Source organism: Emticicia sp. (assembly GCF_049241225.1).
Taxonomy (GTDB): domain Bacteria; phylum Bacteroidota; class Bacteroidia; order Cytophagales; family Spirosomataceae; genus Emticicia.
In genome coordinates this window covers 4,494-17,591 of sequence record NZ_JBMLRC010000309.1, presented here as the reverse complement: position 1 = coordinate 17,591, position 13,098 = coordinate 4,494, and the positions used below count along the sequence as shown (strand labels likewise).

Here is a 13,098-nt window from a genome sequence, read left to right as displayed (position 1 = left end):
AAAAAAACGGTTTGAAGAATGTTCTCCAAACCGTTTTTATGTTCATTTTCTGAAAATATCAATGAAAGAAATCTTTCATTTTATCGAAAATACTTTTTTCACTTTTATCATTTTTGGGTTGGAAGTTAGGTAATGTTCGCATTTTTTCGAGCATTGCTCTGTCCTCCGAAGTTAGCGTAGTAGGAGTGAAAAGGCTCACATGAACCAATTGGTCGCCAACGCCATAGCTGTTGAGTTCTTTCAAGCCTTTGCCTTTTAGGCGTAGAATCTCGCCCGATTGTGTTCCTGCTTTGATATTGATTTTTACTTTTCCTCCAACAGTCGGAATCTCAACTTCTCTGCCCAGAGCAGCATCGGCAAAATTCATGCGTAAGTCAAAGTGAATATTGCTACCATCACGTTTGAGTTCTGGGTGTTCTTCTTCTTCAATTACTATCAACAAATCACCTGCAATACCACCACGAGTTGGCACGTTTCCTTTGCCCGTCATCGAAAGTTGCATTCCTTCGGCTACACCCGCTGGAATTTTGATTGATAGCAAATCTTCGTTCAACTGGCGGCCTTCTCCAAAACACACATCGCAACGCTCCGTTACAACTTTTCCTTCGCCTTGACAAGTCGGACACGGACTCGTCGAAACCATCTGGCCGAGCATCGTATTCACAACCTTGCGTACTTGTCCTTGCCCATTACAGGTTGCACAAGTTTTTAGCGAAGTACCGTGTTTTGAGCCGTTTCCGCTACAAGTATTACACGAAACGTATCGTTTTACTTTTATTTTCTTTTCTACACCATTGGCAATTTCTTCTAAGTCGAGTTTGAGTTTAATTCTCAAATCCGAGCCTTTTCTTACGCTTGGGCCACTGCTACGTCGGCCGCCACCGCCACCGAAGAAACTACTAAATGGACTATCATCGCCGAAAACACTTCCAAAAATATCTTCCATGTTTACGCCCGCACCACCACCGAAGCCACCTGCTCCGCCTACGCCTTGATGCCCAAACTGGTCGTAACGTTGACGTTTCTCAGCATCTGATAATACGCCATAAGCTTCGGCAATTTCTTTAAATTTTTCCTCAGCTGCTTTATCTCCCGGATTTTTATCTGGGTGATACTGTATAGCCAGCTTTCTGTAGGCTTTCTTTAAATCATCTTCTGAAGCATTTTTAGCAACGCCCAGTACTTCGTAATAATCTTTCTTCTGTGCCATTTTTCTAATAAGTGAATGTGTGAATGAGCGAATGTGTGAATGAGTAGAATATTTTTATTCATTCATTCGCTCATTCACTCATTCAAGATTAGCTTCCGACTACCACTTTTGCGTAGCGAATTACTTTATCGTTTAGGTAGTATCCTTTTTCTACTTCATCAATTACTTTGCCTTTGTTTTCATCACCTGCTGCAAATTGTGTGATGCACTCGTGCAGTTCAACATCAAAATCTTTTCCTTTAGATTCGATTGCCTTTACACCTTTGCTGGCCAGTGTTTTTTGGAATTTGTTGAAAATCAATGCGATGCCTTCTTTCATTGGTTCTACTTCGGTCACTGTCTCGAATGACTTATTGGCACGCTCGAAATCGTCAACAATCGGAATGAGTTCTTTGATTAAGCCTTCTGAGGCATTCTGAATCATTTCGATTTTCTCTTTTGATGTACGACGACGGAAATTCTCGAAGTCGGCATACAATCGTAAATATTTATCTTTTGCTTCGGCAAGTTGTGCTTCGAGTGATGCAGACACCGTTTCGTTTTCATCAACACTCTCTTGTTCTTCTACAATTTCTTCTGCCTCTACGGTTGTTTCTTCTACTACTTGCTCATTATTAACTGTCTCGTCTTCTTTATTCTCTGCCATTTTGTAATCTATTTTATTTTGTGCAAATTTCGACAATTATTTTGCCAATAAGAAATTTACTGACAAGATGGCAGAAAATACCAACTTCACTGTCTTTTTGAGGTGACATTTTATAAGTGGCACGATAGCTTGTTGATTTTAACACAGAAAAAATTATTAAAAAACGTAAAGTAATGGAAAGAATTAATGTATCGACTGGAGCAAAATGGGAGGACATCATTGGGTATTCACGTGCAGTAAAAATTGGGAATGTAATAGAAGTAACGGGTACAGTAGCAACTGACGGAAGTGGCGAACTGGTAGGTAAAGGAGATGTATATCTGCAAACGAAGTTTATAATTTTGAAAGTTGAGAAAGTGCTCGAACAATTGGGTGCTTCGTTGAAAGATGTAGTGCGTACGCGTATTTATGCAACTGATATTTCGAAGTGGGAAGAAATCGGAAAGGCTCACGGAGAGTTTTTTGGAACTATAAAACCTTGCACCACAATGGTTCAGGTAAGTGCCTTGATTGGAGCAGATTATTTAGTAGAAATTGAGTTTTCGGCAATATTGGGGGCGTAAATTCTTTATTAAACCTGTAAGGTTTTTTCAAACCTTGCAGGTTTTTTTGAGAGTTTAAACCAAATTATTTCTAATGGCATACGCCACCAAGCCGGCTGTATTCTTTAGCCCAAGTTTTTCCATCATTCTGAGGCGGTGGCCTTCAACCGTGCGTGGACTTAGCGATACAATCTCACCGATTTCGGCAGTAGTTAATCCTTCGCAGATATACTTCAAAACTTGTATTTCTCTCTCCGAAAGGTCGGTTTTATAATTAAATATTTTGCTTTCTTGCTGAGGCTTACGGTTCATTTTGCGAAGCATAATTTTGCTCACAAAATCGCTGAAATAAATATCTGTTTCGTTTACCTTTCTGATGGCTTTTTCTACTTCTTCGGGGTCGGTGTCTTTCAATAGATAGCCATTTGCACCGATTTCCATCAAATGCAACACAAATTGGTCTTCGTCTTGCATCGAAAGTATCAGAACCTTTGTGTCAGGAAATTGGGCTTTTACGATTTCGGTAGTTTTTATGCCGTCGAGAATAGGCATTTGTAAATCTAATAATACTACATCAATGGTCTGAGTTTGGAGTTTATCAATAAACTCTTGACCATTGGTAGCTTCCATAACTACCTCAAAATCAGGAACTTGTTGCAGAATGGAAATCATTCCTTTGCGAAATAAATTGTGGTCATCGACAACGGCCAGCTGTATTTTCGACATGGTAAGAGAACTAATTTTATGGTTTGTTTTTATACAAGTGGAATTTCGATTTTGGTGATAGTGCCATTACCCACCGACGATTGAATATCGATGCTTCCGTTGATAACACTCAGGCGGCTTTCCATATTTCGGAGGCCCAACCCTCGTTTTGGGTCGTTACGAACGGCATTGAAATCGAAACCCTTGCCGTCGTCGGTAAAGGTAAAGATTATTTTTTTATCTTGTGTGCTTAGTTTGAGCGAAATTTCTTTGGCTTCGGCGTGCTTGAGTGCATTATTGACCAGCTCTTGTATGAGTCGATAAATAGTGAGCTCAATTTTTTTATCGAACCTCTGTTTTTCGTTGATTCCTTCGTGGCTAAACGTAAATTCGGTTGTAGAAGCCAGATGCACTTTCTGAATAAACTCATCAATCGACAAGATAAGTCCAAACTCTTCGAGCGTGCTGGGTACGAGTTCTTTTGAGATACGGCGTACTTGCCCGATTGACTGTTCGAGTAGTTCGCGGGTTTGCTTGCCCATTACGGCCAAATCTTCGGCATTATCGAGTTTTCGGAGAAGCTGATTAAAGCTCATTTTTGTTACCGAAAGCATTGCCCCAACTTCATCGTGCAGGTCTTTCGCAATTCTGACCCGCTCAACTTCTTGTACTTCAAGGGCTGATTCGAGCATTTGGCGTTGCATTTCGCTTTTTAGCTCTTGAATCGCTATTTTTTGTTGTATTTGTTTTCTCTGATAATAAGTTACGAACAAAATAATGGCCAACAATATCACAAAAGTGAATATTGTCATAAAAATCACTACATAGAAATAATCGAAGTTATTCAATTTTATTTGAATTTATTGTTACCAAATTATTGCTAAACTTAAAAACAAAACAGAGCATTATAGCAAAAATAACACTAAATATTGTATCTATTTGCCATAATACCATTGGATTTATTTTAGTGTCACTGAGAATATTCTTGGAAAATAAATAGATATAAAAAGTACACGAAAAATAAAGTAAAAATGAAGTACTGAGCCAAAAATACGGGAATGTTAGGATATTTTCGGTTTGGAGTTCTTGTAAAATTTTATAGAGATGAATTAATGATAGAATCGCAATCAATATACCCGAAATCAGATAAGAATATTTATTAAATTCTGGGGTATAAAGATATAAAGTGCCATTGAGAATATCAAGGATGGAAAATACTGAAAAGATAACCATGAAACCATAGATTAATCTTTTGTAAAACACATCCTTCAAAAGCAAAATATATAAATACGCAATTATATAAAATCCAATAATGTTGTGAAGGTTATAGTAAAATACTGTATATACATAAATTTTGTACTTCAAGTAAAGAAAATTGTAAAAAAGGCCAATAATGTTCCTGATGAAGATTGTGAATATATAAACCAACAGTATTTTGAGTTCTTTGGTCAAATAATGTCGGTGTAAAAAAGCTATAATCAAAGGCAGTATTATAATTGCGTCGGCAAGAAAGATTAATATTCGTAGCAGCATTTGAGAGTCTTAATTAATCGTTAAAGGGAGGTTGAGGGCCACCATCGCCAAGTCCATCTCCATCGGGAGCATCCTTTAGTGCTGAGTGGTTGAATTTAATATCGTTTCCATCAAGCCCAACTGGAACAAGAAATAAGCGTGGGTTCATCGTTCCATCATCCGCCATATTATTTTCGGCATCTTCGGGGCTTATTCCGTAGTAAATTCTCACGCCTAAAATTTCTTTACCGATTTTTTTAGGATTCAAAAGAGCCATTAATTTATCTTTTCCAAAAAACTCAGCTTCTCTGATTAAGCCTTTCGAGTCAGTAAATGCTTCTTTTAAAGAAACGCCACTTTCTACTTGTTTTTTGAAATTTCCAGCGTATTCTTTAATCTTAGCCATAGCAATCGGATTGCCAGATGTAGTAGTCTTTTTTTTCATAATTATAATAAATGAGTTTGACTATTTTTGGATTATCTGTATCTCAAAAATATAAACAAAATAATTAAATGACAATTTGGTATAAATAGTATGTGTTGTAAGTGATTCATAATCAGTGGGTTGTATTTTTTTGGTGCGTAAAAACCCCTAATGAATACAGTATTTTTACGTTGATAAATTTCAAACAAAAACCCCTCAAATCTTTTCAGAGAGAGGGGTTAAGTAGTGAGGTCAATTCTTAACTTAGAAAAAAACTATATTCTTTTCACGTTAACGGCATTTAAACCTTTACGCCCTTCGACAGTTTCGAACTCAACACGGTCGTTTTCACGAACCTTTGTGCCGTTTAAGCCCGTCACGTGAAGAAAAATTTCTTGTCCTGAAGCATCATCAACAACAAATCCAAAGCCTTTAGTTTCGTTGAAGAATTTTACTGTACCTGTTTGCATTGAAATTAATAAAATTAAAAGAGTAAATAAATGAAATGCAATGTACGTATTTTTTAAGAAAAAACAAGTTTTCAAGAAAAATATTTTTGTACTAAACTAATATTTGATTGTACAAAAACTTAACAACTATTATTATTTTATTGTTAAACTCTTGACAAACACGTTTTTTTCACTATCTTCGTATTCACTTTTTCAAAACAATGCTAAAAACAGAACGATTTAGGTACTTAGTTGAAAACCAACTTTTTGGGGTTTGTTCTCGACTCGGCGAAAAACTCAATTTTTCGGCAGGAAGCGTTCGTATATATTTTATCTACGCATCGTTTTTCACTTTCGGCTCACCAATTATCATTTATTTGGTGCTTGCTTTTTGGATGGAAGTCCGAAAACACCTTCGCCGCCGACAAAATCCAACCGTTTGGGAGTTTTAAGTTAGTCGATAGACCACAAGTCCACGGTGAAAGACTGAGAACTATCATCTATCTGCCGTGGACTGTGGACTGCTTAAAACAAAGCTAATTGTTTGTCATCATCTTGATTATCAATATTTTCTGAGTCGATGTCTGAAATATTATCTTCCGACTGTTGACCGCCAACTGCGACCTGCTGACTAACCTCTACTTCTTCGGGTTTTGGTTCGAGTTGTTTTACTTCCAACACTTCATAAGCATTGATTTTCTGTCCGATTGCTTTCCAGCCACGTACTTCTACAAATTCATCGACCAAAATTGTTTGGGTTTCGATAGCCGCCTTTTTATCAGCTTTGGTTTTTATTTCAAAACGAGGATATTTATCTAAGCAAGCTGTAAGCAAACGAGAGTTTTTGGTGTCAGAAATAAACAAGAATTTCTTATCCATCGTAGTGGTTTCAATCTTGAAACGCTTGATGTAATAAATCTTGTGTTCGCCCTCGTAGTGCAAGCATGAAATTGGTCTTTCTGGCTCGTATTTTACTACTTTCAGAATATCTTTCTGCTCGTAGCGGTTCGTTAGCTCGAAGTTCGTAAACTCGTATTGTCCATCTTTATAGATAACCAAAATCTTATCTTCCGAACCAAAATTGCCCAAATATTGCCCGTGTTCGTCACGGTTGAGTTTTCCGATTACGGCATCGAACCAAATGTCTACTCCACCGAGGGTTGATTTACCCGCCGATTTTAAGACAATCTTACGCACCGGGAATTTCGTCAGAACATTCCCCATCGAACTACGATTTTTGATGGCCAATGTCGAGAAGTCCCAATCGAATTGTTTCTTTTTGGCGGTCGAATTGGCCGTAAGATTTACCGCAACGGTTTCGGCTTCGCCATTATCATTGGCCGTAAAATACAATATTTTTGATTTCGGATTTCCCATCGAAACATCGTATTCTTTATCACGCGTAATGCCCGTTACGAAGAAACGCTTGGCGTAAGATGTACCCGATTTTCCATCTAAATAAATAGCATTGTAGATTTTACGTTCATCATTTTTGCGAAAAACTGCACAATAAATAATATCTTTTCCTACGAATACTTTCTCTTGGATTTTGGTAATGACATATTTACCGTCACGTTTGAAAGCAATGATATCATCAATGTCCGAGCAGTCCATCACGTATTCGTCTTTTTTCAAGCCATAGCCAATGAAGCCTCCTTCACGGTCAACGTAAAGTTTTTGATTGTTGGCTGCCACTACGGTAGCTTGTACTGACTCAAACTGACGAATCTCGGTTTTACGCTCACGGCCTTTGCCGTATTTCTTCAATAATTCTTTGTAGAACGAAATCGTGTAGCGAACAATATTGGCGAGGTTATCTTCCACTTCGGCTAACTCATCGAGCAAGCGTTTCATTAACTCATCGGCCTTGAAAGAGTCGTATTTTGAAATACGTTTGATTCTGATTTCGAGCAAACGAAGCAAATCGTCTTCTATGATTTCACGGTAGAAATCTTTTTTGTAAGGCTCTAATCCTTTATCGACAGTTGCCACCACATCTTCAAAAGTCGTACACTCTTCAATATCACGGTAGATTTTATTTTCGATAAAAATCTTTTCGAGCGAGCTATAAAGCAATTTTTCTTTGAGTTCGTGACGCTTGATTTCGAGTTCACGTTGAAGCAAATGTTTGGTTTGCTCCGTACATTCTTTCAGAATATCACTGACCGTGACAAAATGCGGCTTGTTATCAATGATGATACAAGCATTGGGCGAAATAGAGTTTTCGCACTCAGTAAATGCAAAAAGTGCATCAATCGTAATATCAGGCGAAGTATTGGGAGCCAAATGGATGATGATTGAAACATCTTTGGCCGTATTATCTTCAACCTTTTTGATTTTTATTTTTCCCGCATCATTGGCCTTGATGATAGAGTCAATGAGCGTAGCGGTTGTAGTGCTAAACGGAATCTCTTGGATTTCGAGGGTTTTCTTGTCGATTTCGGCAATTTTTGCACGAACTTTAATTTTTCCGCCACGTCCGCCATCATTATAGTTTGTTACATCAACCAAGCCGCCCGTCAAGAAATCGGGATAAAGTTGGAATGGTTCTTTTTTCAGATAAGCAATTGATGCTTCGCACAGCTCAATGAAGTTGTGGGGCATCACTTTGGTCGAAAGACCTACGGCAATACCTTCAACACCCTGAGCGAGTAGGAGCGGGAACTTAGCTGGAAGATTGACAGGCTCACGCTTACGGCCATCGTACGACATCTGCCATTCGGTGGTATCTTCATTGAATAGCACATCGTTGGCAAATTTCGATAAACGCACCTCAATATAGCGTGGAGCCGCAGCACCATCGCCGGTACGAACATCGCCCCAGTTTCCTTGTGTATCGAGCAAAAGGTTTTTTTGTCCCATCGACACGATGGCATCACCGATGGACGCATCGCCGTGAGGGTGATATTGCATACTCGAACCAATCACGTTGGCCACTTTATTGAAACGTCCGTCGTCCATTTCTTTGAGGGCGTGCATGATACGACGTTGAACGGGCTTCAAACCATCTTCAATGGCAGGCACGGCACGCTCGAGGATTACATAAGAGGCATAGTCGAGAAACCAAGTCTCGAACATATCGTCAATTACTTCTTTTTGTTGTAGGGGGTCGTATTTTGGTGTTTCGTCACTCATAATAGTCTGTTAGCGAAAGCATAATAATATAGGGCAAATATAGTAAAAATGGTACTATTTATTGATTTTTTGACAATATGAGTTTATTATTTAGAAATATTCTAAATAATGTTTGTGATTTTAAAATTCACTTTTACCTTTGTGTTATTATTTAGAATTAGTCTAAATAAATATAGTCTTATTTCTAAAGTTAATTCTGATTAAAATATTAGCCATGAAAACTATCAATTTTTTAGTCGATTTGCAGCAAGCAATTAGTTTGCAAAACCTCAAAAGCGAGTTGAATACAGTTGGAGTAAAAGCTTTTACGATTGATTATGTGAGTCAGCAGATTTCAATTGTGAGTTCGGATGAAATAAAAGATGAAACGATTGATTGTGCAGTGAGAAAAGCAGGCTTTGACTGTAAGTGTTTTAAGGTTTGTAATCACGACGATAAATAAAGCTAGAAAAACCTAACCCTAAAAAGACCTCGTTTTCGGGTGACATCGAAAACTGCCAAGACCCTAAGTCTGCACACTTTTTTTAATTTTTATCTAAATCACTAAAGAAAAATGAAAAGTAAATTTATTAAAACTGGTATTCTCTTATTTATAAGTTCATTGCAAGTTGTTTTTGCCCAAAGTGGCATTATTAAAGGAAAAATCACGACATCTGATGGAAAACCCGCCGAGTTTGTGAATGTAATTTTGAAAGGTACGACCAAAGGTACTGTGGCCGATGTAGAAGGAAATTACGAGATTAAAAATATAAAGGAAGGCAGCTATACTATACAAGCTACATTTGTTGGTTTAAGAACTGCATCAAAAAAAGTAACGATTGAGAATGGCCAAACTGCAAATCTTGATTTTGTATTGGAAGCCAACGCCAGTCAATTGCAAGAAGTTTTAGTAACGGCAAATCCGAGCAAATACGTAACCGATTATCCTTCTATTTCACTTCGATTGAAGACTCCATTGCTCGAAATTCCACAAAATATTCAGGTAATCACTCGCCAGAATCTACAAGACCAACAGATTTTTGATATGCAAGAAGGCGTGATACGCAACGTGAGTGGGGCTACTCGCTCCGAACACTGGGAAAACTATGCACGTATTGTGATGCGAGGCTCACGGATTGCGGCTTTCCGTAACGGAATGAATGTGCAGGCTACATGGGGGCCGCTCAATGAAGACATGAGCATGGTTGAGCGTATCGAATTTGTAAAAGGCCCTGCGGGTTTTATGTTGGCCAGCGGCGAACCGAGTGGTTTTTATAATGTAGTTACAAAAAAGCCAACTGGCATAACGAAAGGCGAAGCCAATATGACAATCGGGAGTTTCGGAACGTATCGTACGACTGTAGATTTGGATGGTTTATTGAGTAAAGATGGAAAATTGCAATATCGTTTAAACGTAATGGGGCAAATGAAAGGTACACAACGAGCCTTTGAATACAACAATCGTGTTTCGATTGCTCCAGTCATTAAATATCAAATCAATCCGAATACTTCAATTACGGCCGAATATACGTATCAAGGCGTAAATATGTCGCCATTAGGCTCGAATTACATTTACTCGCCAAATAAATTAGGCGATGTTGCTGCTGATTTTACTACGCTGGAGTCGAATATGGCTCCAACCAAAATCAATGACCAGTCACTATTCGTGACGCTATCGCACAGCATCAATAATAATTGGAAATTTACCGGACAAATTGCTTACATGAATTTCAGTCAAGTAGGCTCAAGCCTCTGGCCGTCTGGTTTCAAAGGCGATACATTGCAAAGAGCCACATCGGTTTGGGATATTTTGGGACAAACTCGTGTAGGTCAGTTTTTTGTGAATGGAGATGTTGAAACGGGTAGAATCAAACACCGTATTTTGGCGGGTGTTGATATGGGCGATAAAGATTATTACCACGATTGGGCTCAGGGCGGAGCAATTGTTGGCTCACAAGGATTTAATGTGTATAACCCAGTTTTTGGAAAAGTGCCAGCCTCGGCGTACCCTAAATTCGACCGTAGCCTAAGCATTCGTGAGCGTGGCGTACATTATAATAATCTTTACACCGCACTTTATGCCCAAGATGAAATCAGACTTTTAGATGATAAACTTCGCCTGACTTTGGCAGGAAGATATACTTCAACTGGCGATGAAGACCCGTATTCGGGAAAAGTTACGGCAGGGAAATTTACTCCGAGAATTGGTGTGAGCTATTCACTCAATAAAAATACGAGCGTGTATGCGGTTTTAGATGAATCGTTTATTCCGCAAGCGGGGGCATCATATACTGGCAAAAAATTCGACCCGATTACGGGCACAAACAAAGAAATTGGCTTGAAGCGTGAATGGCTCGATGGCCGTTGGACGGCTTCGGTAGCGGCTTACCAGATTACAAAAAATAATGTACTGACGGCCGACCCTGTCAACCAATTCTTCTCGGTGCAACTTGGTCAAACCAAAACCCAAGGAATTGAATTTGATGTGCGTGGACAAATCTTGACCGGTTTAGACGTAACAATGAATTATGCCTATACCGATGGAAAAGTGACAAAAGACACCGAAAATCAGCAAGTTGACCGCCAGTTGCCAGGAACAGACAAACACATTGCGAATGCTTGGCTTAGCTACCGAGTGCCAAGTGGAGCTGTACAAGGCTTGGGGTTTTCGTTGGGGATTTCGCACGCAACGGGAAGAACTTCGTGGTACTCGGAATATGATAAAACTATTGACCCAGCGATGCCAAGTTATACACGTTTCGATGCCGCAGCTTCTTACCAGTTCGGAAAATTTGGAGTGGCTCTTAATGTAAATAATTTATTCAACGCTGATGTTATTTCGGGGGCTTATTATTCATGGAGTAAATTTTACTACTGGCAAGCCGAAGCTATGAGAAATGCTCGTTTGAGTATCAATTATAAGTTTTAAAACCATTATAAAAAACACTTCTAAGCTTCCCTCTCCAATTGGAGAGGGGCTGGGGGTGAGGTGAAAAAGTCAACAAATGAATCTCAAAAAAATCATAGGAGCATTACACCTTTGGCTGGGTCTTTCAACTGGCTTGGTGGTGTTTGTGGTCAGTATTACGGGTTGTTTGTATGCGTTTCAGCAAGAAATTCAAGATGCTACGCAGCCTTTTCGATTTTCAAAAGTAGAAGAAAATCGTATCGTTTTGCCACCATCTGCTTTTGAAGTGGTAGCCAGAAAAGAATTGCCTAAAGCTCATTTACACGCCATTAATTATCCTGCAAAAGGCCGTAGTGTAGAGGCTATTTTCTATGGTTTTGAGCCAGAGCATTATTATATCATTTATCATAATCCATATACTGCCGAGGTGATTCATGTGCAAAACATGGAAGAAACTTTCTTTCATTGGGTGCTTGATGGGCATTATTATTTGTGGCTTCCGCCCCAAATCGGCCAGCCGATAACTTCGTATGCTACGCTGATTTTTGTTTTTATGCTCATTTCGGGTATCATTCTTTGGTGGCCCAAAAACAAAGCAGCAGCCAAACAACGCTTTTGGTTTCGTTGGAAAGATGCTACTCAGTGGAAACGCAAAAACTACGATTTACACAACATTTTAGGGTTTTATAGTTCATTTTTGCTATTAATCATTTCGGTTACGGGTATTTTCTTCGGCATTCAGTGGTTTACTTCTATTGTTTATAAAACTCTTGGCGGAAACAAAGAGTTGTTGTTCGTAGAGCCAGTTTCTCAGCAACCCATCGCTACTGATTTCAAGAAGCCAGCGACCGATTTAGTTTGGGAAAAAATGAAAGCCGAACACCCTGATGCGGTTTCACTCGAAGTTCATGCTATTGAATCTGATTCTTCGGCGATTGGAGCAAATGTAAACACCCGTGAAGGAGTTTATTGGAGTACCGACTATCGTTATTTCGACCAATATACTTTGAAGGAAATCTCAGTAAACAATGTTTATGGTCGACTGAATGATGCCAAAATTGCGGATAAGTTAATCAGAATGACATACGATATACATACGGGTGGAATATTGGGTTTTTCGGGAAAAGTTTTGGCGTTTTTGCTTTCGCTGGTTGCGGCAAGTTTACCAATTACAGGTTTTTACATTTGGTGGGGGAGACGCAAGAAAACGCACAAAGGAAAGTTGAATAACCACATGATAAACGATATGAGCCATGTTTGAGCAAAATCATTATAGAGAAGCAAAGGCAATTTTAGATGCCAAGATTGAAGAGTTGGGGCTGCGGAAGACAGTTGAACGATATAAAATCTTAGAAGAAGTTTATAAGCGTGACGACCACTTTGAAGCTGATGAACTATATTTTGCTTTTGTAGAACGTAATTTTTCAGTGAGCAAATCGACCGTTTATAACACGCTTGATTTACTTGTAGAGTTGGGACTCGTAAATAAACGCCAATTTAATGGCTCGCATGCAGCTCGCTACGAAAAGTCCTTTGGCCGAAAACAACACAGCCACTTAGTTTGTGTGGATTGTAATCGAGTATTTGA

At 38.9% G+C, this 13,098-nt stretch carries 13 protein-coding genes; 6 read left to right on the top strand and 7 right to left on the bottom strand.

Annotated elements, in window-relative coordinates; translation table 11 throughout:
* Positions 1–58: 58 nt before the first annotated feature.
* Together dnaJ and ACOVO2_RS16505 are read right to left on the bottom strand one after the other, a co-directional pair.
* Entirely contained in the window at positions 59–1,210 is a 1,152-nt protein-coding gene (dnaJ, locus tag ACOVO2_RS16510; protein ID WP_421771038.1) for a molecular chaperone DnaJ, read from the bottom strand.
* Between the two features lie 88 nt (positions 1,211–1,298).
* A complete protein-coding gene (locus tag ACOVO2_RS16505) occupies positions 1,299–1,856 on the bottom strand; it encodes a nucleotide exchange factor GrpE (RefSeq protein ID WP_421771037.1) in 558 nt (185 codons plus the stop codon).
* Positions 1,857–2,029: 173 nt separating this feature from the next.
* Between ACOVO2_RS16505 and ACOVO2_RS16500 the strand changes: the two genes are divergently transcribed.
* Positions 2,030–2,419 carry a RidA family protein gene (locus tag ACOVO2_RS16500; protein WP_188769645.1) on the top strand — a complete coding sequence of 130 codons (390 nt, stop codon included), beginning with the start codon at positions 2,030–2,032 and terminating at the stop codon, positions 2,417–2,419.
* 54 nt (positions 2,420–2,473) lie between these two features.
* Here the strand turns inward: ACOVO2_RS16500 and ACOVO2_RS16495 are convergent, their stop codons facing one another.
* From ACOVO2_RS16495 to ACOVO2_RS16480, 4 genes are all read right to left on the bottom strand, one after another.
* Entirely contained in the window at positions 2,474–3,124 is a 651-nt protein-coding gene (locus ACOVO2_RS16495) for a response regulator (RefSeq protein ID WP_421771036.1), read from the bottom strand.
* Positions 3,125–3,153: 29 nt separating this feature from the next.
* Entirely contained in the window at positions 3,154–3,951 is a 798-nt protein-coding gene (locus ACOVO2_RS16490) for a sensor histidine kinase (protein WP_421771035.1), read from the bottom strand.
* Between the two features lie 698 nt (positions 3,952–4,649).
* Positions 4,650–5,060 carry a hypothetical protein gene (locus tag ACOVO2_RS16485; RefSeq protein ID WP_421771034.1) on the bottom strand — a complete coding sequence of 137 codons (411 nt, stop codon included), beginning with the start codon at positions 5,058–5,060 and terminating at the stop codon, positions 4,650–4,652.
* A 254-nt stretch (positions 5,061–5,314) separates the two neighbouring features.
* Positions 5,315–5,509, bottom strand: coding sequence for a cold-shock protein (locus tag ACOVO2_RS16480; protein WP_421771033.1), 195 nt, complete (start codon positions 5,507–5,509; stop codon positions 5,315–5,317).
* Between the two features lie 200 nt (positions 5,510–5,709).
* Here ACOVO2_RS16480 and ACOVO2_RS16475 point away from each other — a divergent pair, with 200 nt between their 5' ends.
* Positions 5,710–5,940, top strand: a complete 231-nt coding sequence (locus ACOVO2_RS16475) for a PspC domain-containing protein (RefSeq protein ID WP_421771032.1) — start codon at positions 5,710–5,712, stop codon at positions 5,938–5,940.
* Positions 5,941–6,013: 73 nt separating this feature from the next.
* Here ACOVO2_RS16475 and ACOVO2_RS16470 read toward each other — a convergent pair whose 3' ends face one another.
* On the bottom strand, positions 6,014–8,623 hold the full coding sequence (locus tag ACOVO2_RS16470) for a DNA gyrase/topoisomerase IV subunit A (protein WP_421771031.1): 2,610 nt from the start codon (positions 8,621–8,623) through the stop codon (positions 6,014–6,016).
* 214 nt (positions 8,624–8,837) lie between these two features.
* On the opposite strand from ACOVO2_RS16470, the gene ACOVO2_RS16465 reads away from it, so the two are divergent.
* From ACOVO2_RS16465 to ACOVO2_RS16450, 4 genes are all read left to right on the top strand, one after another.
* Entirely contained in the window at positions 8,838–9,065 is a 228-nt protein-coding gene (locus ACOVO2_RS16465) for a hypothetical protein (protein ID WP_421771030.1), read from the top strand.
* A gap of 111 nt (positions 9,066–9,176) precedes the next feature.
* Positions 9,177–11,531 (top strand): TonB-dependent siderophore receptor, encoded by a 2,355-nt coding sequence (locus ACOVO2_RS16460; RefSeq protein WP_421771029.1) that lies wholly within the window; start codon positions 9,177–9,179, stop codon positions 11,529–11,531.
* Between the two features lie 76 nt (positions 11,532–11,607).
* Positions 11,608–12,771, top strand: a complete 1,164-nt coding sequence (locus ACOVO2_RS16455; protein ID WP_421771028.1) for a PepSY-associated TM helix domain-containing protein — start codon at positions 11,608–11,610, stop codon at positions 12,769–12,771.
* A partial coding sequence (locus ACOVO2_RS16450; protein WP_421771027.1) for a Fur family transcriptional regulator occupies positions 12,764–13,098 on the top strand: 335 nt, incomplete at its 3' end. The genes ACOVO2_RS16455 and ACOVO2_RS16450, both read left to right, overlap by 8 nt.

What these genes read in the sequence shown, in the direction of transcription:
- ACOVO2_RS16470 (WP_421771031.1), bottom strand. Translation starts at nt 8,623, where the DNA reads ATGAGTGACGAAACACCAAAATACGACCCCCTACAACAAAAAGAAGTA.
- ACOVO2_RS16460 (WP_421771029.1), top strand. Translation starts at nt 9,177, where the DNA reads ATGAAAAGTAAATTTATTAAAACTGGTATTCTCTTATTTATAAGTTCA.
- ACOVO2_RS16475 (WP_421771032.1), top strand. Translation starts at nt 5,710, where the DNA reads ATGCTAAAAACAGAACGATTTAGGTACTTAGTTGAAAACCAACTTTTT.
- ACOVO2_RS16485 (WP_421771034.1), bottom strand. Translation starts at nt 5,060, where the DNA reads ATGAAAAAAAAGACTACTACATCTGGCAATCCGATTGCTATGGCTAAG.
- ACOVO2_RS16465 (WP_421771030.1), top strand. Translation starts at nt 8,838, where the DNA reads ATGAAAACTATCAATTTTTTAGTCGATTTGCAGCAAGCAATTAGTTTG.
- ACOVO2_RS16505 (WP_421771037.1), bottom strand. Translation starts at nt 1,856, where the DNA reads ATGGCAGAGAATAAAGAAGACGAGACAGTTAATAATGAGCAAGTAGTA.
- ACOVO2_RS16480 (WP_421771033.1), bottom strand. Translation starts at nt 5,509, where the DNA reads ATGCAAACAGGTACAGTAAAATTCTTCAACGAAACTAAAGGCTTTGGA.
- ACOVO2_RS16500 (WP_188769645.1), top strand. Translation starts at nt 2,030, where the DNA reads ATGGAAAGAATTAATGTATCGACTGGAGCAAAATGGGAGGACATCATT.
- ACOVO2_RS16495 (WP_421771036.1), bottom strand. Translation starts at nt 3,124, where the DNA reads ATGTCGAAAATACAGCTGGCCGTTGTCGATGACCACAATTTATTTCGC.
- dnaJ (WP_421771038.1), bottom strand. Translation starts at nt 1,210, where the DNA reads ATGGCACAGAAGAAAGATTATTACGAAGTACTGGGCGTTGCTAAAAAT.
- ACOVO2_RS16455 (WP_421771028.1), top strand. Translation starts at nt 11,608, where the DNA reads ATGAATCTCAAAAAAATCATAGGAGCATTACACCTTTGGCTGGGTCTT.